Origin of the sequence: Natranaerobius trueperi (assembly GCF_002216005.1) — a bacterium.
In the GTDB taxonomy this organism is placed as follows: domain Bacteria; phylum Bacillota; class Natranaerobiia; order Natranaerobiales; family Natranaerobiaceae; genus Natranaerobius_A; species Natranaerobius_A trueperi.
In genome coordinates this window covers 1-19,418 of sequence record NZ_NIQC01000031.1, presented here as the reverse complement: position 1 = coordinate 19,418, position 19,418 = coordinate 1, and the positions used below count along the sequence as shown (strand labels likewise).

Annotated in this window: 20 protein-coding genes, 4 tRNA genes and 1 pseudogene; all 25 read left to right on the top strand. The window is 32.2% G+C overall.

Annotated elements, in window-relative coordinates; all coding sequences use genetic code 11:
• The first annotated feature begins 44 nt into the window (after positions 1-44).
• The 25 genes and pseudogenes from cbiD (at position 45) to CDO51_RS13875 (ending at position 19,075) form a co-directional block, all read left to right on the top strand.
• Entirely contained in the window at positions 45-1,913 is a 1,869-nt protein-coding gene (cbiD, locus tag CDO51_RS11105; protein ID WP_089024326.1) for a cobalt-precorrin-5B (C(1))-methyltransferase CbiD, read from the top strand.
• Complete coding sequence (gene cbiE / locus CDO51_RS11100; protein WP_089024325.1) at positions 1,895-3,145, top strand: precorrin-6y C5,15-methyltransferase (decarboxylating) subunit CbiE; 1,251 nt, start codon at positions 1,895-1,897, stop codon at positions 3,143-3,145. The genes cbiD and cbiE overlap by 19 nt, the downstream gene beginning before the upstream one ends.
• The gene (cobI, locus tag CDO51_RS11095; RefSeq protein WP_089024324.1) at positions 3,138-3,860 is read left to right on the top strand and encodes a precorrin-2 C(20)-methyltransferase; all 723 of its coding nucleotides are present in this window, start codon (positions 3,138-3,140) and stop codon (positions 3,858-3,860) included. The genes cbiE and cobI overlap by 8 nt, the downstream gene beginning before the upstream one ends.
• Positions 3,861-3,865: 5 nt before the next feature.
• Positions 3,866-4,633, top strand: coding sequence for a precorrin-4 C(11)-methyltransferase (cobM, locus tag CDO51_RS11090; RefSeq protein WP_089024323.1), 768 nt, complete (start codon positions 3,866-3,868; stop codon positions 4,631-4,633).
• Entirely contained in the window at positions 4,626-5,747 is a 1,122-nt protein-coding gene (locus CDO51_RS11085) for a cobalt-precorrin 5A hydrolase (RefSeq protein WP_089024322.1), read from the top strand. Before cobM ends, CDO51_RS11085 begins: the two co-directional genes overlap by 8 nt.
• On the top strand, positions 5,699-6,415 hold the full coding sequence (gene cobJ / locus CDO51_RS11080; protein ID WP_169710444.1) for a precorrin-3B C(17)-methyltransferase: 717 nt from the start codon (positions 5,699-5,701) through the stop codon (positions 6,413-6,415). The genes CDO51_RS11085 and cobJ overlap by 49 nt, the downstream gene beginning before the upstream one ends.
• Positions 6,412-7,191 carry a precorrin-6A reductase gene (gene cobK / locus CDO51_RS11075; RefSeq protein WP_089024320.1) on the top strand — a complete coding sequence of 260 codons (780 nt, stop codon included), beginning with the start codon at positions 6,412-6,414 and terminating at the stop codon, positions 7,189-7,191. Before cobJ ends, cobK begins: the two co-directional genes overlap by 4 nt.
• A gap of 10 nt (positions 7,192-7,201) precedes the next feature.
• Complete coding sequence (gene cobU / locus CDO51_RS11070) at positions 7,202-7,753, top strand: bifunctional adenosylcobinamide kinase/adenosylcobinamide-phosphate guanylyltransferase (RefSeq protein ID WP_158212439.1); 552 nt, start codon at positions 7,202-7,204, stop codon at positions 7,751-7,753.
• Between the two features lie 15 nt (positions 7,754-7,768).
• Complete coding sequence (locus CDO51_RS11065; protein WP_089024318.1) at positions 7,769-8,290, top strand: alpha-ribazole transporter; 522 nt, start codon at positions 7,769-7,771, stop codon at positions 8,288-8,290.
• A complete protein-coding gene (locus tag CDO51_RS11060; protein ID WP_089024317.1) occupies positions 8,287-9,042 on the top strand; it encodes an alpha-ribazole kinase in 756 nt (251 codons plus the stop codon). The genes CDO51_RS11065 and CDO51_RS11060 overlap by 4 nt, the downstream gene beginning before the upstream one ends.
• Before the next feature lie 2 nt (positions 9,043-9,044).
• Positions 9,045-9,992, top strand: coding sequence for an adenosylcobinamide-phosphate synthase CbiB (gene cbiB, locus CDO51_RS11055; protein ID WP_089024316.1), 948 nt, complete (start codon positions 9,045-9,047; stop codon positions 9,990-9,992).
• Positions 9,989-10,744 (top strand): adenosylcobinamide-GDP ribazoletransferase, encoded by a 756-nt coding sequence (cobS, locus tag CDO51_RS11050; RefSeq protein WP_158212438.1) that lies wholly within the window; start codon positions 9,989-9,991, stop codon positions 10,742-10,744. The genes cbiB and cobS overlap by 4 nt, the downstream gene beginning before the upstream one ends.
• On the top strand, positions 10,741-11,655 hold the full coding sequence (locus tag CDO51_RS11045) for a GHMP family kinase ATP-binding protein (protein WP_089024314.1): 915 nt from the start codon (positions 10,741-10,743) through the stop codon (positions 11,653-11,655). Before cobS ends, CDO51_RS11045 begins: the two co-directional genes overlap by 4 nt.
• Before the next feature lie 69 nt (positions 11,656-11,724).
• Positions 11,725-12,738 (top strand): pyridoxal phosphate-dependent aminotransferase, encoded by a 1,014-nt coding sequence (locus CDO51_RS11040; RefSeq protein ID WP_158212437.1) that lies wholly within the window; start codon positions 11,725-11,727, stop codon positions 12,736-12,738.
• 10 nt (positions 12,739-12,748) lie between these two features.
• A complete protein-coding gene (locus tag CDO51_RS11035) occupies positions 12,749-14,293 on the top strand; it encodes a cobyric acid synthase (protein WP_089024312.1) in 1,545 nt (514 codons plus the stop codon).
• A gap of 11 nt (positions 14,294-14,304) precedes the next feature.
• Entirely contained in the window at positions 14,305-15,012 is a 708-nt protein-coding gene (locus tag CDO51_RS11030; protein ID WP_205842240.1) for an HAD family hydrolase, read from the top strand.
• A gap of 192 nt (positions 15,013-15,204) precedes the next feature.
• Entirely contained in the window at positions 15,205-16,167 is a 963-nt protein-coding gene (locus tag CDO51_RS11025) for a glycine betaine ABC transporter substrate-binding protein (RefSeq protein WP_240503558.1), read from the top strand.
• A 158-nt stretch (positions 16,168-16,325) separates the two neighbouring features.
• Positions 16,326-16,400 (top strand) — tRNA-Glu (locus tag CDO51_RS11020).
• Between the two features lie 22 nt (positions 16,401-16,422).
• Positions 16,423-16,499 (top strand) — tRNA-Asp (locus CDO51_RS11015).
• A gap of 7 nt (positions 16,500-16,506) precedes the next feature.
• Positions 16,507-16,581 (top strand) — tRNA-Glu (locus CDO51_RS11010).
• 22 nt (positions 16,582-16,603) lie between these two features.
• A tRNA-Asp gene (locus CDO51_RS11005) sits at positions 16,604-16,680 on the top strand.
• Positions 16,681-17,060: 380 nt separating this feature from the next.
• A complete protein-coding gene (locus CDO51_RS11000; protein WP_089024310.1) occupies positions 17,061-17,294 on the top strand; it encodes a hypothetical protein in 234 nt (77 codons plus the stop codon).
• A 71-nt stretch (positions 17,295-17,365) separates the two neighbouring features.
• Positions 17,366-17,629 (top strand): annotated as a pseudogene (locus CDO51_RS15525) (recombinase family protein); the annotation flags it as partial.
• A 150-nt stretch (positions 17,630-17,779) separates the two neighbouring features.
• Positions 17,780-18,811: an IS1595 family transposase gene (locus tag CDO51_RS10990; RefSeq protein ID WP_089024309.1), complete on the top strand. Its 1,032-nt coding sequence runs from the start codon at positions 17,780-17,782 to the stop codon at positions 18,809-18,811.
• A gap of 99 nt (positions 18,812-18,910) precedes the next feature.
• A complete protein-coding gene (locus tag CDO51_RS13875; RefSeq protein ID WP_158212436.1) occupies positions 18,911-19,075 on the top strand; it encodes a hypothetical protein in 165 nt (54 codons plus the stop codon).
• Positions 19,076-19,418: the final 343 nt, after the last annotated feature.

The following is a 19,418-nucleotide window of genomic DNA, read 5'->3' as shown; positions in this document are numbered from 1 at the left end:
AGGCCGGGTTTTTTGTATTGTTATATATGGGAAGGTGTTATTAAGTGAAAAAAATACAATTTGATTTTAAGAAGAAATCTATAGCACAATTACTTTTTTATTTGTTAGTTATAGTTACAATTTGTTTTAGCTTATTTTTTAACAGTATTGACCTAAGTTGGTTTCAAAATAATTTACATATATTAAGATCATATGTTAATAATAATTTCGTTTCTTCAGTATTAATTTTCTTTTTTTTCAGAATGTTCTTTGCTGTAGTTTCAATTCCTGGAAGTGGAGTACTAACTATTGTTGCAGGTGCAATTTTCGACTTCCTAATAGCAGCTGTCCTTGTTACATTATCTGTTAGTTTTGGAGTTTTAATTGTTTTTTTATTGAGTAGATATGCGTTTCGTGATTTTTTAAAAGAGCAGTTCTCTGATAAGTTTTACTTTATTGATCATATTTCCAAAAATCATGGAAAAAGTTTACTTTTTCTCGTTAGGGTAACTGAAGTTTTACCGTCATTTATTATTAATTCTTTTTTTGCTTTTACTCCTATAAAAGCAAGTACTTACTACTGGGTGAGTTTATTTGGACTTTTGCCAGGTATTTTAATTTTTACAAATGCAGGACATCAAATAACTGAAATCCAAGAATTATCTGATTTAATGACTCCAAATATTATGGTTTCTTTAGGCTTAATAGGAGTTATACCAATAATGTGTAGTATCTTTTATAAATCTCTTTGTAAGAAATATATAAGATATAACAATAAATCTGTAGAAAATGAAGAAAATGAGCTAAGAAAGGGTTTTACAACCGGAAGTTGTGCTACTGCAGCTGCTAAAGCAGCACTTCTTGCAAAAAAGTACGGACAATATCCTGAAAAGGTTACTATCTTGTCTCCTAGTGGGTATGAATTAGTAATTCCAATAGCAGGCTATGGAATTAGAGAAGATCATAAAAACTGTGCTTTTGTAAGAAAAGATGGTGGTGATGATTGTGATTCTACTCATGGAATTTTAATAGGTGCATATATAAAGCATGTAAATAGTGATGTTATTAAAATTCGAGGGGGTGAAGGTGTCGGAAAAGTTACCAAACCAGGGCTTCCTGTTGATATTGGTGAAAAAGCTATAAACCCAGTACCTAAAAAGATGATAAGAGAAAATACAAGAGATATTCTGTCTAATGGTGAAGGAGTTGAGATCACAATAATTGTTCCAGAAGGTAAAAAAATAGCAAAAAAAACCTTAAATTCAAAGCTTGGTATAATTAATGGCATTTCAATACTTGGTACAACTGGGATAGTTGAGCCTATGTCTGAAAAAGCTTTAAAAGATTCCTTATTATTGCAGCTCGATCAGATGCAATCAATGAATTTAAAGACGATAGTATTAGTACCAGGAAGAATGGGAGAAAAAAATGCTCACTCTTTTGGTATACCGAAAGAGAATATAGTTATTACAGGTAATTATATTGGGCTTATGTTAGAAAAAGCCGCAAAACGCGGTTTTAAGAGGATATTTATTATGGGCCATACCGGTAAGATAGCTAAATTATCAGCAGGTATATTTAATACCCATAGTAAAGTAGCAGATGCAAGACGAGAAATTTTTGTAGCACATGCTTCTTTAGCTGGATTTTCTAAAGCGTCTATTAACCGAATTTGGAATGCAGTAACAACAGAAGAATGTGTCAAGATAATAGAAAATTATGATAGGTTAAATAAAACACATAAGAGTAGGACCTTATTTTGTAATATAGCAAATGAGGCTGAAAATCGTGTGCAAAATCATCTTAAAGATAATAAAGTTAAGCGATTAGGAGTTGCTTTTACAAATCGAGATGGTGAACTTATTGGGTTTAGTACAAATTCTTTTGAGATTTGCTATAAAGAGGGGTGGCGTATGTGGGAAAAATTGTCGTAGTTGGTATGGGACCTGGAACATTGGATTATATCATACCTAAAGCTAAGCAATATATTCTTAATGCTGATCTTTTAGTTGGTACAAAGAATCAATTTAATTTAGTTGAAAAAATTGATCCTATAAAAGGAGAACAGTTTGATATTAAAGATGGTATCGACTCATCGTTTGAAAAAATTAAAAAATCTTTAGATGAAAATAAAAGAGTTACTGTAATGGTATCAGGTGACCCTGGTTTTTATAGTTTATTTTCTCTTATAAAAAGAACTTTTCCAAATGAAGATATTTTAGTAATACCAGGGATCAGTTCATTACAATTAGCTATGGCTAGAATTTGTGAAAGTTGGGAAGATGTGAGAAGCCTTAGTCTTCATGGCAGGAAACATAATTTAACTAAGTTATTAAAATTAATTAAAAGACATAAAAAGGTAGCAGTTCTTTTAGGAGGTGAGATAACAACTCATTATCTAAAAGAATACCTTAGTACTCATGCTAATGAATATAAAAAGCGATGTGTAGATGTTATGGCAGATTTAGCTTCTACAAATGAATCGATTATTAGTACAACGGTGGAAAATTTAGATAACTATCCAGTCTACAGTAATTGTGTGGTTTACTTTCGAAAATCTAGTGATAAAGAAAACCAAAACATTACGAGTCTAGAAGATAGTGAGCTCACAAAAGAAAATGTTGCAATGACAAAAGAAGAAGTTAGGGCAGTTATTATTAGTAAATTAAGGTTGTTTTCTGGAGGTATATTATGGGATATAGGAGCAGGGACTGGTGGGATATCTATTCATGCTGAAAGAACTATGGGTGAAAAGGGAAAAGTTTTTGCTATTGAGCAGTCTTCTAGAGCTATTGAAGTAATTAAAGATAATGTATCTAAGCTAGCTAGTGAAAGGGTTAGTCCTATACATGGTAAAGCACCAGATGTTTTAAGTGACTTACCAAAACCTGATCGTATTGTAATTGGTGGAAGTAGTGGAAAACTAATTGAAATTCTTATCTATATAGATGGTTTAGCTAATTTTAATGGTCTAGTAGTAATACCAACTGTGACATTAGAAACTTTAATGGAAGCTATAAATTATTTTAAAGAAAATACACGTTGGAACTATCAAGTTCAAAAGCTTCAGGTAAGTAGATTAGATAATGTAAAACATATGTCACTTTGGAAAGGTGAAAATCCTATCACTATTATAACTGCTAAAAGGGAGAGTTTGGATGAATAATAGAGGTGAATTATACGGAATTGGTGTAGGACCGGGTGATCCAGAATTACTTACCATAAAAGCTTTTAAGTTATTAAAAAATAGTGATGTAATTATAGCTCCAAAAAGCTCTCCTAAAAAAAGTAGTCTAGCGCTAGATGTAGTAAAACGAGCATTTATTGAATGGGGGGCTAGTTTACCAAAAGTAGATAATATAACATTTCCTATGACCACTGTACAGAATAAAAAAAAGATCAATAAGGAAATAGAGGATAAAATTCTAAATAACTTAAACCATGGGCTAAACTTATCCTTTATAACACTAGGAGATCCGTTTTTATATAGTACGTATAGAAGACTTACAAGTAAAATTGCAGAGTACAAAAATATTAAAGTAAAACATATCCCAGGGATTTACTCTTTTAGTGCTATAAGCGCTCGTTTAGGAAAGGAATTAACGTGGGGAAATGATCGCTTAGCAATTATACCAGTAGAAAAAAATAAAAATTATCTACAAGAACTCAAAAACTTTGAGACAGTAGTATTTTTAAAAGTTACTTCAGACTTACATGGACTAATAAATCAGTTAAAAGAAGCTAAACGATTACAAGATGCGATTTTAGTTGAAAAAGTTGGGATGGAAGATGAGAAAATTTATTATGAACTAGACAAACTCGATAATATAAACTATTTATCAACTATAATAGTTTTTAAAAATCAAACGATGAGTAGGTGATAACTATGAAAGTATATTTTGTGGGAGCGGGTCCAGGTGATCCAGATCTGATAACTAAAAAAGGAGAAAAATTATTAAATACTGCTGATACAGTAGTTTATACTGGTTCTTTGATAAATCCAAAAGTATTAGATTTTACTTCTTCTTCATGTGAGTTATACGATAGTTCAGGCCTTACAAAAGAAGAACTAATAGATATTATGTTAAAAGCTGTAGAAAATGACAAACTGGTAGTACGTCTACATACAGGTGACCCTGGGTTATATGGTGCAATACAAGAACAAATCGATGTATTACAAGAAAAAGGAATAACTACAGATATAGTTCCAGGAATAAGTGCCTATCAAGGAGCAATGGCAACATTGAAGCGAGAACTTACTTTACCTGGGATTACTCAAACAGTAATTTTAACAAGACTAGCAAAGAAAACTCCTGTGCCAGAAAAAGAACGATTAAGGTATCTTGCGAGTCACCAATCTACTATTTGTATATATTTGAGTACCCATATATTAAGAGAAGTGATATCAGAACTGATAGAAGGTGGAATGTCAATAGACACTCCTGTTACAGTTGTATATAAAGCAACTTGGCCTGAAGAACAGGTTATATCAGGTACATTAAATGATATTAATGATAAAGTTATAGAATCGGGTATTAAAAAAACAGCTCTTATTATAGTGGGTGAAGTTTTGACCTCAGATTCATATACAGATAGTTATCTATATCGAAGTGATTTCACCCATGGATATAGAGTAGGAGATAGTAATGAATAAGTATCTAGCTATCATTGTTGTTTCAAAGGAAGGTTATGAAAAAGGTAAAACTATATTTGAACATTTCAAAAATAGTCGGATGTTTGTGCCATACGATCTTTTCAAACATGAATTAGATTCATTACAAGGTATATATTCATACAAGTCTGACTTAAAAAATGTTATTAGACTTGCATTTTATAATTTTTCTGGTGTGATAATCATAGGTTCTGTTGGTATAACAGTTAGGTTACTAGCTCCATTTTTACAAAATAAAGTTAGTGATCCAGGCGTAGTTGCAGTTGATCAAGAAGGTTGTTTTGCAGTAAGTGTACTCTCTGGTCATTTAGGTGGCGGTAATAAATTAGCTAAAGAAGTTAGTGAGATCCTTACCGTAAAACCAGTTATAACTACAGCTAGTGATTTAGGTAATAAGGTTACTCCTGATTTATTAGCATATCTTTGGAATCTGAAAATTGAAGGTATAGAAAAACAACATGTAAAGGAACTTTTAAAACATATTAATTCACACATTGTTAAAGGGAACCAGATAACTTGGATGGTCGATGAAAAATTAAATGTCACCACAGATTTTATTAATTTTCAGCTATGGAGAAATGAAAGGATTAAAGAAAGTGAACAGCCCGTGGTTTTAATAACAGATAGAGTATTAACACACAAACAATTATCTAAAAATGTTATTATTTTACGTCCTAAAAGTATTATCGCAGGTTTAGGATGTAAAAAGGGAGTATTAGCTACTGATATTTTAGAATATTTACATACTAATCTTATCGCAAATGGTGTATCGCCTCTTTGTTTAAAAAGTTTAGTTAGTATAGATAAAAAGAAAAGTGAGCTAGGACTTTTAGAAGCAGCTAGATATCTTAAGGTAGATCTTAAGTTTTTTAACTCAAACGAATTAATTCAGTTTGTAAATAAAAAGAATGCATCAGAATTTGTAAATAAAAAAATGGGAGTTGGTGGTGTATGCGAACCAGCAGTGATGAAGCTGTGCAAGGATATAATCACAAGAAAAACAGCAAGCAGAGACAAAAAAATTACAATAGCACTCGGAAGGGTTGGGTGGCCGCAGTGGGCATCGGACCTGGTGGAGGAAAGAGCTTATCATTAGAAGCTTATGAAACAATAAAAGAAGCTACTGTAGTTATAGGATATAAAACATATTTAAATTTGATATCAGAGTTAACAGAAGGAAAAGAAATCTACTTTTCATCCATGAAACAAGAAGTTGAAAGATGTAAAGAAGCGTTAAAACTAGCTAATCAAAATAAAAAGGTAGCTATAGTTAGTAGTGGAGATCCAGGTGTTTATGGAATGGCAGGTGTGTTATTAGAGTTAAGGGAAAATTTAGACTTAGAGGTAAGAATTATACCTGGTATCACCTCAGCAACAGGAACGGCAGCTTCTCTTGGTGCACCACTTATGCATGATTTTGCTGTTATTAGCTTAAGTGATTTATTAACACCTTGGGAAAAGATAGAACGGCGTATTGAAGGAGCAGCAAGTAGTGATTTTGTGATTGTATTATATAATCCAAAAAGTTCTAATAGAGTTAAGCATATTGAAAAAGCTCAAACTATTATTTCAAAATATCGATCTCATGATACTCCTGTAGGTATAGTAACAAACAACTATAGAAATGAAGAAAAAATAACTATATCTACTCTTGGAAAATTTGTAGATGAAGAGATTGATATGAGAACAACAGTAATAATTGGTAATAGTAAAAGCTATGTAAAATTTAGTCAAATAATCACTCCTAGGGGTTACACTTTATGATCTTAATATTAGGTGGGACTTACGACGGGATTTATATAGGGAGATATTTGAAAAAAAGCGGTTATAACGTTCAAATTAGTGCTAAATCTAAACATGGACAAAAGATAATAAGAGATAAAGGCCTCGAAGTTTATCAAAATCATTTAAAAGCATCATCGGGTAAAATGTCACAACTTTTATTAAAAGAGAAATTTTCATTAGTAATTGATGCAACTCATCCCTTTGCAACAGAAATAACTAAAGGTGCTATTAGAGCATGCAATGAAAGTGATATTCCTTATCTTAGATATGAAAGACCAAGCCTAAATATATCAAAAGGAGTTAATTATGAAAGGGTTAATACTTTTAAAGAAGCTGCAACTCAAGCTAAGTATTATATTAATAATAAAAACTCAAAAGTATTCTTAACTATCGGAAGTAAAAATTTACAAAGTTTCACAGACATCATTGATACAAAACAAATAGTTGCACGAGTTTTACCATTAACTAGTAGTATTACCCATTGTTATAACTTAGGTCTTTTACCTGAAAATATAATAGCTCTTCAAGGTATAGTCAGATATTCTCTAAACAAATCTTTATTTAAAAATTATAATGCTTCTGTATTAGTTACAAAAGATAGTGGCTTAGAAAGTGGTTTACAAGAAAAACTACACGCAAGTAAAGATTTAGGGATGAAAGTAATATTAATTAATCGTCCTAATTATGAAGAAGTTATGACATTTTCAAATTATGATGACTTATTTGAGTGGATTAAAAATAATCAAGATAACTAGGGGGCGCATTATGGGTAAATTAATATTAGTCACTGGGGGTTCAGCATCAGGAAAAAGTAAATATGCAGAAAATTTAATAACTGAGATGGAACGTAACTTTTCTAATCCAAAGACTACATATATAGCAACTGCTAAGATGGTAGATGATGAAATGAAGAGACGAATTAAAAAACATCAAGAAAGAAGACCCACACATTGGAATACAGAGCTAGCGTGTTATGATCTTATTTTACCTCTCAAAAAGCTTAGTAAAACAGAGGATAATATTTTACTTGATTCTCTTTCAATGTATTTATCTAATAAATTATTGTCTTTTGATGAAAAAAAGACAAGTGAACTATTCTCACAAGTTATAAAAGACCTCTCGGAGGTATCTGATATTTGTGAGAATAGTAATTCTACAGTTGTAATTGTAACTGATGAAATAGGGTGGGGACTTATTCCCGCAAATTCAATGGGTAGGACCTTTAGAGATTTATTAGGTGAAGCAAACCAAATATTAGCAAGCAAAGCGAGTGAAGTTTATTTGGTGGTTTGTGGTATACCACAAAGAATAAAATGATAGGAGGGGGAACTTATGAATAGAAAATTTGAAATTAATACTTTAGTAAGAATCGCCTTTCTTCTGGCATTTTCAATATTAGGTGCACAGATTAAAATTCCTAGTCTTATTGGTACACCTGCTTTAGATTCTTTTCCAGCGTATTTAGCTGCATTATCTTGGGGGGGTACCCCAGGTGCTATAGTGGGATTTTTAGGACATTTTTTTACATCGTTAATTGTAGGGTTTCCATTGTCATTACCTTTACATTTGATAATAGGAATAGGTATGGTTGGTTGTGTCATAGCAGTTTCTAAAACAGTAATGCACTATGGTAAACTACCAGCATGTATCATCGGAGTAATTGCTAATGGTATTATACTCCCATCTATTTTTGTAGTTATTCCTGGTTTTGGTGTTTCTTTTTTTCTTTCGATGATTCCGGCACTTATAGTAAGTAGTTCAATAAATATAATTTTAGCGTACTCAATGTCACCGGTTGCAGACCGAATTTTAGGTGCTGATGTAAATATTACTAAGGGAGTGGAATCTGATTGATAACTGAAGTCGGGGATGTAAAACTTATTGAACTTACAAAGGAATATTTGGCTGTTTCATGTGATTCATTAGGAGCAATTGGTGAGAAAAAGTTAGATAAAGTAAAGGTACCTACAGAATGGGTAGGAAGAGTTCTTAGTCGTGTTGCTTTAATGGAGCTAATAGCACTTAGGATCAACCCAATGTTAGTAGTAAATACTTTATCTAATGAGTTAGAACCTACAGGCAATAAAATTATCACAGGGATAAAAAGAGAACTAAAGACTATAGATTTAGATCCTAACACTTCTCTAACAGGAAGTTTTGAATATAATATCTTAACAGAAGAAACTGCAGCTGGTGTAACCGCTTTGGGTACTATAAAAAAATATCCTGAATTGGGTTTGGGGTATGAAGGAATGAATTTTTATTTACTTGGCATCCCTAAAGTAGGTAATGAAGTCAATTTACAAGATGAAGATCTAGCTGATTTACCTAGTGTTAATGAGTTAAGTAAAATCTCTGAAGTTAAGGAAATTATTCCAGTTGGATCAAAAGGGATAAGGGCTGAAGCAAAAGTTTTGGCTAACAGGTCAAATTTAATTCCGAAGTTTTTAAAAAATGTAAGTGAAGATTTGTTAATAAAATCTGCAGGACCTAGTACCTGTGTTATATTTACAACAGATAATGATGGGATACAGATTGTAAGAGAGTTAGCAAATACATATAATAAGCCTGTTCTCCACTTAGGTCAATTTGTTAAGGAGTTTTGAAAATGGAACTTGCATTAATTATTTCAATAGCATTTATTTTAGATGTGTTTTTTGGTGACTTTTGGGGTAAGGTACACCCAATTTGTCTGATTGGTAATATGATAACCTTTTTACAACGACAAAGTAATAAAGTTTTTCATATTTTTAAGAGTCCTACAATTGAAATTGTTATAGGAGGTATTATAGCTTTTATTACTATTTTATTAACTACATACATTAGTCTCTTACTTGCGTCTTTTCACTTAGTTTTTGAATTATTAATAATAAACTCTGCTATTGCCTATAAAGGGTTAATAGTACACTTACAAAAAGTTTATCTTCCACTAAAACAAGGAGATATAACGAGAGCAAGACAAGCACTCTCACAGATTGTAGGACGCGATGTAGATAACCTAAATAAATCAGAAATAACAAGGGGCGGTGTTGAAACAGGTGCTGAAAGTATATCAGATGGTATAATTGCTCCTCTTTTTTATGCAGTAATTGGAGGTGCACCTTTAGTAATGACATATAAGGCTGTTAATACTTTAGATTCAATGATAGGTTATCCCTTTGAACCTTACAAAAATATCGGGTATGTTTCTGCTAAGTTAGATGATTTGTTAAATTTTATTCCTGCTAGAATGACTACTCTTTTTATGCTAGTAGCTGGTTGGGTACTAAACTTAAATGTTCGATTAGGATACCTTTACTTTAGAAAAGATGCAAACAAACATCCAAGTCCTAATGCGGGTTGTTCAGAAGCTACAATATCAGGATTGTTGAATGTTAGGTTAGGTGGAACAAATACTTATCAAGGGCAGCCGTCTTTTAGGACATACTTGCACAAAGATGGTAATTTACCTAAAGTTGAAGATATTAGCTCAACTATTAATATAATTAAGATTACTTCTTGGATAGGGTTAATTGTGTTTATATGTCTAAGAGTTTATTTGAGGTGGTTATTTTGAGATTGTTACTGGCTTTAGGTTTTCTAACAAGGATCCCGATACCTCTAACTAGTTCACGTGAAGAAAGATCATTGTCTTCTTTACTACCTTTTTTTCCTATTGTTGGTATTATAATAGGTTTAATTTATCACTTTTGTACTCTAATTTTAGATTTGATATTACCTGGAAAGATTGTTGCTTTTATAATTGTGATCTTAACAGTATATATAACAGGAGGACTTCATCTTGATGGTTTATCTGATACTTTTGATGGATACTTTAGTGGTAAATCTGGTGACAAGATGATAGCTATTATGAGAGATAGTACAATTGGAGTATATGGAGCTTTTTCTATTTGGTTTATATTGTTTGGAAAGTGGATATTTCTATATACTATTGTTATTAGTGAAAATTTAGAGGTTTTAGCATTGTTTCCTTTTGTTGGAAGACTTATTTTATATCAAGTAGTGAAGTCTTATCCTTATCCTTCAGGGGTTAAAGGTTTAGGAGAAAAAATGAAAGAAGAGTCTAGTGAAAATTCATTTATGATAGTTCTTATAACTCTCATTATAATGTTAATTAGTACTTATTTTTATTTAGATATGATTTTAGTGATTATATTATCGTTACTAATAACTGGGGTACTTGTAAATTTATTTGTAAGGAAAATTTCCTATAAACTAAATGGAGTAACAGGTGATGTATATGGAGCTAGCTGTGAATTAAGTGAACTGTTATTTATGTTTTTTCTAATTGTGGGGTGGGGAATGTGATCAAAAAAATCAAAATACCTCATACATGTGGAGAATGGCTCCAAGGTTCATTCTCAGGAGAAGATTTTTTAATCTCATGTCCAATTAGTGATTATAGTGTAGTTACAGTAAATATTTTAAAAAGTAATACCCTAACAACTCAGATTAATGGAATACGTAAGGTTAATGATGTTCCTATAGAAGTTCCATGGAAAGTAATTCAAGCCATTGAGTTAGTGATAGATTACTTAAAATTACCGTCAATGCATATTGAGATAACTATAGATACTAAATTGCCTGGTAAAAAAGGTTATGGTACTAGCAGTGCAGATATATATGGGGGGATTTTAGGGCTTTGTCAATTATATTTACAGGACTCAAAGCTTAATCATTTAAATTTAGCAATCGACATTGCGACAAAAGTAGAACCTAGTGATAGTACTTGTTGTCCAGGAATTTCGAAATTAAACCATATTACTGGGGAGAATAGAAGAAAATTAGGGAACTGTCCTTCGGGTAATATAGCAGTAATTGACTTAGGAGGCTTTATTGATACTAAAGAATTTAACGAAAATAGAAAATCAAAACAGTTAAATCAGTTAAAAGAACCTATGCTATCAAATGCATACAGAACTTTTTTAAAAGGAATTCAAACAAAAGATTTATCATTAATGGCAAATGCAAGTACTATAAGCGCTAGATTACATCAACAAACTATTTATAAAGAAGAAATTGATTTTATTTTAGAATCTTTCAATAAAGCAAAAGCATTAGGTGTAGTTAGAGCACATAGTGGAACTGTTGTTGGCCTTGTGTACCCTAAAGGAACACATTATAAAAAATCCTTTAAAGAATGGTATAACAAATATCAAATAGGTAATTTTGTAGGTTTTTATTCAACAGTAAATGGCGGAATGAGGGAGGTGTTGTAAATAAAAATTCAAGAACATGGTGGTCAAATTTACAAGTGGGTAGAAGAATTTAATTTAGATCAAAATAGTGTGATTGACTTTAGTGCAAATATCAATCCGTTAGGACACCCCCCCATACTTAAGGATAAATTAGCATTAGAATTAGATAATTTGATACATTATCCGGATGCCCATGGAAACTTACTAAAAGATGAATTAAGTAAAGCTCATAATGTTTCTTCTTCGCAGTTGATTATCGGAAATGGAGTTAGTGAGATAATTGATTTAGTTGTTATGTCTAAAGCATTAGAAAAGAATGCTTTTAGTGCACTGACTATAACTCCAACATTTAGTGAATATAGTCGAGCTGTTAAAGCTTATGGAGGTAGTTCCTATCATTTAGAATATATTAATATAAATGATAATTACCTTAAGATAATTGAATATATCAAAAAAGATGAACCTGATTTAGTTTTCTTATGTTCTCCAAACAACCCCACAGGTGAACTTATTAATGCAGAAAAATTAAATTGTATGATTGAAGCGTGTAACCAGATAAAAACAACTGTGATTGTAGACCATTCTTTTTTACCCTTTGTAAAAAAAGAATGGAAAAAGATTGATAAAGATTTAGAACAGCTAAATGCTGTATTTTTATATTCTTTAACTAAAATATATGCTACTCCTGGGCTTAGAACTGGATATGCTTTAAGTTCAACCTCTATTACAAAACAAATAGAAAAGTTAAGAAATCAGTGGTCTATAAACTATTTAGCTCAAGTAGCAATAAAGGAATGTTTGAAACTTGGTGGTTTTGAGGATAAAACAAGAAAACTAGTATCATGTGAAAGAGAAAAATTATTAACTGGACTTATAAAATTAGGATTTAAACCATTTAATAGTACAGCTAACTTTATTTTAGTAGACTCTTCAACTAAAGGTTTATCAGGTACTTATCTATTTAATGAATTAGCTAAAAAAGGTATTTTTATTAGGCCATGTACGAACTTCGATGGTCTAGGTGAGTATTTTTTTAGAATAGCAGTTAGGTTACCAAGGGAAAATGAACAATTACTAGAAGAACTTAAATGTATATGCAGTTAGGAGGACATTTATGACTAAAAAACTTGCTCCATGTTTAATGATCCAAGGAACTTCTTCTCATGTAGGTAAAAGTATAATTGTTACTGCGCTTTGTAGAATTTTTTATAGAATGGGGTACCAAGTAGCACCATTTAAATCGCAAAATATGTCTAATAATGCGTATGTAACTATCGATGGACGTGAGATAGGAAGAGCCCAAGGGGTACAGGCAGAAGCTTGTGGTGTATTTGGTAATGAAAAAATGAATCCCATTTTATTAAAACCATCTAGTGATGGAGTATCACAAATAGTTCTAAACGGAAAAGCAATAGCTGAAGTTGATGCAAAAGAATATCGAAAAAGTTGGGTTAAAAAATTATGGCCACATGTTAAATCGTCATTAAAAACATTAAGAGAAGAAAACGATCTAGTTATTATCGAGGGAGCGGGGAGTCCTAGTGAAGTAAACTTAAGGAAAGGCGACATAGCTAATATGACTGTGGCAAAAGAATGTGATGCTAAAGTTTTTTTGGTAGGTGATATTGAAAGGGGTGGAATGTTAGCTTCAATTGTAGGTACTTTTGAAATAATACCTAAAGATGAAAGTGATTTGATTTCAGGAATAATTGTCAATAAATTTAGAGGGGATAAAAGTTTATTAGATCCAGGACTCACTTTTTTGGAAGAGAAAACAGGAAAACCTGTTTTAGGAGTTTTACCGTATTTTAACGACCGACTTGTTGAAGAAGAGGATTCGGTTGGTGTAAATGAAAAACGAAATTTTTCGACCAATAGTGAAAATAAAATCAAAGTTGGTGTAGTTAAATTACCAAGAATATCAAATTCAACAGATTTTGAGCCTCTTGAAGAACATCCTGATATCGAACTTACATATATGGATTTACAAGAGTCGATAAATACTAATATTGATTGTGTGATACTACCTGGAACTAAAGCTACTAGAGATGATCTGCGTTTACTAATGAATTCTAACCTATATAAATCATCACAAAATAACTTATCTAATATAACCATTGTTGGAATCTGTGGTGGTTTTCAAATGTTAGGAAATAAAATAAACGATTTATTAGGTGTAGAGGGTGAACCTGGGGAATCGCTAGGTTTAAATCTATTACCAGTAGAGACTAATTATAATTCAGAAAAACAGACCGAAAGAGTTGAACTAAAGGTTAAAAGCGATCATTTAAATAAAAATATCTTTAGTGAAATTTCTGGTTCTACTTTAACAGGTTATGAGATACATATGGGAGAAATATATGTAAGAGACAGAAACTTGATCTGGTTAATGAATAGTAAAGGTGACCCTAAAGGGGTTTGTTCAGAGAATGGGAAAGTTATAGGGACATTTTTACATGGTATATTTGATAATCATAACTTTGTAGAATGGTTTATTAAATGGGTAAAGAAAAATAATCAATATGAAAACTTACGAGCAAGTACAGTTAACTATAAATTAGAGAAAGAAAAAAAATATAATCAGTTAGCTGATTATGTAGAGTCTTCATTGGATATAACTAAAATATGTCAGGAATTAGGTTTAAAAAACATGAAATGAGAGGTATGATTATGTGTAGAGGGATTATTTTTGATTTAGATGGAACTTTATATGATTTTTTTACACCTTCAAAAATAGCTCTTGAAGAAACCTGGAAAAGAGCTTATAATGATTCTCTTGTTGATACTTATAACAATGAATGGCTTTTTGAAAAACAAAATGGGGAATATTTATGGAAGTTAATATTCTGGGATAAACTTTATACTATCAAAGACCAAAAGGGTTATCAGGATATTTCAAAGAATTTTTTAACACATGTTATTAAAGAAGCTTGGCCTTTATTTAGTGCTAATAACTGTCAAGTCTTAGCTGATACATGGTGGTATAGTTTTTTTGATAATATTAAACTAGAACCATGGGTTATTCCATTGTTAGAAAGATTGTTAGAAAGAGAAATTTCTACAGGATTACTTTCAAACAGTCCGCGAGGGATTGGTGAAATCAAACTACAGGTATTAGGACTAGATAAGTATTTTAATTCATCTAATATCATCTGGGCACATGATGTAAAAGCACCCAAACCAAGTAAAACGCCTTTTTATATATTAGCTAAAAATCTTGGTATTCATGTTAACAAGACTTTAGTTATTGGTGATAATTATAATACGGATATTTTGGGAGCAAAAAATGCCGATATGTATTATCATCTTTATGAACAAGGAAAAGAAGACCAAATGATTAAAAAAATAGAAAAGCATATAGATAAAAGGTTTACATAAAAAAATAATCTTTTCAGGGTTTATGTAGAATATAATAATAGCAAATAGTTGAACGATTACTCAAATGAAAGTGAATATCAGTAAAATAGTGAAGTTTAAGATTAATCTCAAATTTCCGGGTATAATGGGAATTGTAGGTTCGATGAAAAAGCAGTATAATATATCTATCACTAAAAATAGGAGGAGAACTATTTGAATAAACTAAAAAAGAATATTGTATTAACAAGCTTTTTGATGATTATGTTATTTGTAGCAGCTGGGTGCAAAAGTGAGGAAGTTAAAGGATATGAAGATGAGCTTTCTTTTCAAGAAGAAGTAAGACTTCCAATAGTTGAATGGCCAGGAGTTACACAAAAAACATATGTAATAAGTGAAGTTTTAGACAACTTAGGCTATGATACAACTATAGATAATTACTCTCTCCCAGTTATTTTGGAAGGCATGCAAGCAGAAGATCTTGATGCTTTTACAGGTACATGGTTTCAGACATGGGGAACCCCATTACATGAGTCTCTTGAAAATGGTGAAGTTATTCATATAAGCACTCAATTAGATGAAACAAATTATGGTCCTGCGGTTCCTAAATATGTCTTTGAAGCAGGTATCACTTCTCTAGATAATCTTTATGAAAATAGTGATAAGTTCAATTATACCTATTATGGACTTGAAGCAGGAAATGATGGGAATCAATTAATGATAGATGCCTTTGATCAAAATATTTATAACTTAGGTGGTTGGGATATTATAGAAACGAATACTGCAGCTATGTTGACTGAAATGCAACAAAAAATAGAACAAGGTGAATGGGTAGTGTTTAGTGGTTGGGAGCCGCATTGGATGAATGTAGTTCTAGAAATGGAGTATTTAGATGATCCTAAGGGGATTTGGGGTGAAGATGAAGAAGTTGGAACTATAGTAAGAAGAGGTTTGAAAGATGATGATTCTAACTTATATAAATTCTTTAGTCAATTTGATATAAATAACGAAATTCAAAATGAATGGATTTATGAATATAGTAAGAATGAACGCGATCCTGAGATAGTTGCAAAAGAGTGGGTAGAAAGTAATCTAGATTTAGTAAAATTGTGGGTAGATGGAATGTATGATATAAATGGAGAAAACGCTCAAGAAGTGATAAAAAAGGCTTATAAATAATTTCTTTTAATATGCTGTTTCCTTAAAGGCAGCATATTATTTTTGCCACAAAGAGATTTTGAAAAATTATAAATATTGCGATTGTGAAAAAAGTGGTTGACGCTCGTCCATAAAAATGGTATAAATATATATGTCGTAAAGATAGTTGCTATAATCGTGGCCCCTTGGTCAAGTGGTTAAGACATCGGCCTTTCACGCCGGTATCAGGGGTTCGAATCCCCTAGGGGTCACCATTATTATTTAATAACATATCATGGGGCTGTAGTGAAGCGGCTTAACACGCCTGCCTGTCACGCAGGAGATCGCGGGTTCGAATCCCGTCAGCCCCGCCATAACCGTGGCCCCTTGGTCAAGTGGTTAAGACACCGGCCTTTCACGCCGGTATCAGGGGTTCGAATCCCCTAGGGGTCACCATTATTATTTAATAACATATCATGGGGCTGTAGTGAAGCGGCTTAACACGCCTGCCTGTCACGCAGGAGACCGCGGGTTCGAATCCCGTCAGCCCCGCCATTGTTAAGGGCCATTTTTGGCTCTTTTTTTATTGAGTAAAACTAAAGTTAAAAACAAAAAAGATTTTCTCTCTATTATAATTTTGTATCACCCCCTTATTAGTCATATTTCTACAAAATTCAACTGATATAATTTTTATAATTTACACAATTTTCTGTCATATCAGCTTATTATTAATAAAAAAAGAGGTCTCATAGTATGTCGGCTAAAGCACAAGGGGCGTGGAGGTTCTGTTGGTGGAGTTGTTCCTATTTTAGTCTTCATAGTTTGGGCAATTATAGCAAGTTTTATGGAAGTTATAACAACTAACGGGTTACCAGCTGTACTAATTGTTAGATTTGTTGTTGGTATGGCTTTGTGTGAAAATAGTGGAGAAGATTATGCACAAGCATGCATTATTTGAAGGATTTACTAGAACCATTGGTGCTGTAGCTATTGTAGCATGGTTTTTTGTAGGAGTTTTTACAGAAGTTCTCCAAGCATTAGGACTTGTTGAAGGATTGGTGTGGGGCGCATCAACATCTGGGGTTGAAGGTGGAATGTTTGTAGGTACTACCTTTTTGTTAGCTGCTGATTTGCTTCAGCTGTTGGTATTGGATATGGGACCGTTGTAGCATTTGCTACTTTAATGTATCCAGCTGGTATTATTATAGGAGCTCATTCTATTATTTTGGCTGGGGAATTTTTAATAGAAAATAGAGATGTTGAACGTATAGTGGTTAATTACAAAGATCGATTAATGCGTTTTGGGTATGAAGTGCTGGAATAAATTTGTAAATTAAATAATGTAGACATAGAAATTATAAACCATTTAGAAGACAAAACTTATGAAGAAGAGCTTGTTGATGATGTTTTATCTGTTATAACCGTTTTCTCTTCAAGATTATACGGTAGTAGAAGTCGAAAAACAAAGGAAATTTTAAAGACAAATAAGCAAATGTTTACTTAAAAGGTGGTGAGGCGGCTTGAAGTTCAGTAGAAAAGTTGAAGTTGTTTTTTCATAAAGGCTCTGTTAAAGTTAATTGTTGATTTCTAGAAAATTACAAATTAATATGTTATAATTAAAGGGAACAAATGTTCTATTTAAGGGGTGGAAGCTATGGATGATAACAGATTTTATAAACTAGTTAAATTTATCGACAAGCTGGACACCAATTACAAAGAACAGCTTTATACAATTCTACAAGAACAAGTCGCTCCCAATAACCTAGACCAGCAGGAAGTTATTAACGAGCTTCGAGAAACTAGATTTAATAAAGGTTTGATCTGCCCGTATTGCAACGGTGAAGAAAATGTCCGTTACGGTAAATACAAAGGCCGTCAGCGATATAAGTGTAAATATTGTGAAAAAACTTTTAATGACTTTGTTCAAACCCCTTTTTATAGAACAAAACACCTTGAAAAGTGGTTACTGTTTATTGAGTGTATGCTTGAAGGCAGACCATTAAGAGCTACTGCCAATATTGTTGGATTAACTTTAGTTACAGTGTTTTATTGGCGACATAAAATATTAAATGCTCTAAAGCAAGATGAGATTGATGGTTTTGAAGGTATAGTTGAAATTGACGAAACCTATTTTCTATACTCTGAAAAGGGTAAAAAACAGTCTAGTAGAGAACCTCGTAAAAGAGGCGGTAAATCAAAATACAGAGGCATTAGTAAAGACCAAGTTTGTGTAGTCGTAGCTAGAGATCGAACCAAAAACACTATAGCTAAAGCTAGTTGTATGGGACGAATAGAAAAACCAAAACTTGATAGAGTAATTGGCGATTACATTTCACAAGAAAATATAATTTGCACTGACAAATGGCGTGCATATAGGACATACTGTAAAGAAAAAGGCATTAAACTCTATCAACTCAAACCTGGTGATACTGGGCGTGTCATTAAAGGAATATACCATATACAAAATGTTAATAGCTTCCACTCTCGGTTAAAGAAGTTCATTAATAAGTTTAAAGGGATTTCTTCAAAGTATCTTGATAACTATTTATCATGGTACAATTTCCTTGATTCAATCGGTCATGAGAATACAATAAACAATATAAAAGAATTCTTAGTTAAAATATGTCTGTATCAAATTGATGACACGTATGATTCTATCAGAACTTCGAAATTCAGTACGATTTAGGTTGAAATTATTACCATTTCGTGTAAAAATGGAAATAAATGGATTGTTTCGTATAAGATATTTACATCATAATAATTTTCAGAAGAAAGGAGGGGTAGGATGTTTAATATTGGCCCAAGTTTTCCTTTCATGTTATTAAATATTATTGCTTTAGTAATTGTGATATTTGTTATTGTGAAAATAGTTCGCACTATATTTAATATTAATGAAAAACAAAATAAAATAATTAAACTTTTAAAGGGTGAGTCAAATAAATCAGATTGATAGTCTGTATTCTCTGATTTATGTGCTTAAAGCGGTAGCAAAATAGCTATCGCTTTTATATGTTTGCCCTGCATGGGCGGTGTCTAGGCGGTGAAAGTCCGCTACAGGCTTGGTGGTAGGAACTGTTAGCAGATGGCAAGGGCGTCCATCGCGAGGTGGAGTCTGAAGGAAGCCTAATGTAAACTCTCGGTCTGACGAATAGAAACCACATACAAAGCATACGTGGGGTGGATGAGTGTGCATATCAACACAAAGTCCAATACCACCCGAACCCCACGGTGTAAATGTGGCAGATGTATGAGAGGAAAGGTACCGTTCTTAACAGGGGAGGTCTTACGGGGGT

What these genes read in the sequence shown, in the direction of transcription:
- cobI (WP_089024324.1), top strand. Translation starts at nt 3,138, where the DNA reads ATGAATAATAGAGGTGAATTATACGGAATTGGTGTAGGACCGGGTGAT.
- cobM (WP_089024323.1), top strand. Translation starts at nt 3,866, where the DNA reads ATGAAAGTATATTTTGTGGGAGCGGGTCCAGGTGATCCAGATCTGATA.
- CDO51_RS11085 (WP_089024322.1), top strand. Translation starts at nt 4,626, where the DNA reads ATGAATAAGTATCTAGCTATCATTGTTGTTTCAAAGGAAGGTTATGAA.
- cobK (WP_089024320.1), top strand. Translation starts at nt 6,412, where the DNA reads ATGATCTTAATATTAGGTGGGACTTACGACGGGATTTATATAGGGAGA.
- cobU (WP_158212439.1), top strand. Translation starts at nt 7,202, where the DNA reads ATGGGTAAATTAATATTAGTCACTGGGGGTTCAGCATCAGGAAAAAGT.
- CDO51_RS11065 (WP_089024318.1), top strand. Translation starts at nt 7,769, where the DNA reads ATGAATAGAAAATTTGAAATTAATACTTTAGTAAGAATCGCCTTTCTT.
- cbiB (WP_089024316.1), top strand. Translation starts at nt 9,045, where the DNA reads ATGGAACTTGCATTAATTATTTCAATAGCATTTATTTTAGATGTGTTT.
- CDO51_RS11035 (WP_089024312.1), top strand. Translation starts at nt 12,749, where the DNA reads ATGACTAAAAAACTTGCTCCATGTTTAATGATCCAAGGAACTTCTTCT.
- CDO51_RS11030 (WP_205842240.1), top strand. Translation starts at nt 14,305, where the DNA reads ATGTGTAGAGGGATTATTTTTGATTTAGATGGAACTTTATATGATTTT.
- CDO51_RS11000 (WP_089024310.1), top strand. Translation starts at nt 17,061, where the DNA reads ATGCACAAGCATGCATTATTTGAAGGATTTACTAGAACCATTGGTGCT.
- CDO51_RS10990 (WP_089024309.1), top strand. Translation starts at nt 17,780, where the DNA reads ATGGATGATAACAGATTTTATAAACTAGTTAAATTTATCGACAAGCTG.
- CDO51_RS13875 (WP_158212436.1), top strand. Translation starts at nt 18,911, where the DNA reads ATGTTTAATATTGGCCCAAGTTTTCCTTTCATGTTATTAAATATTATT.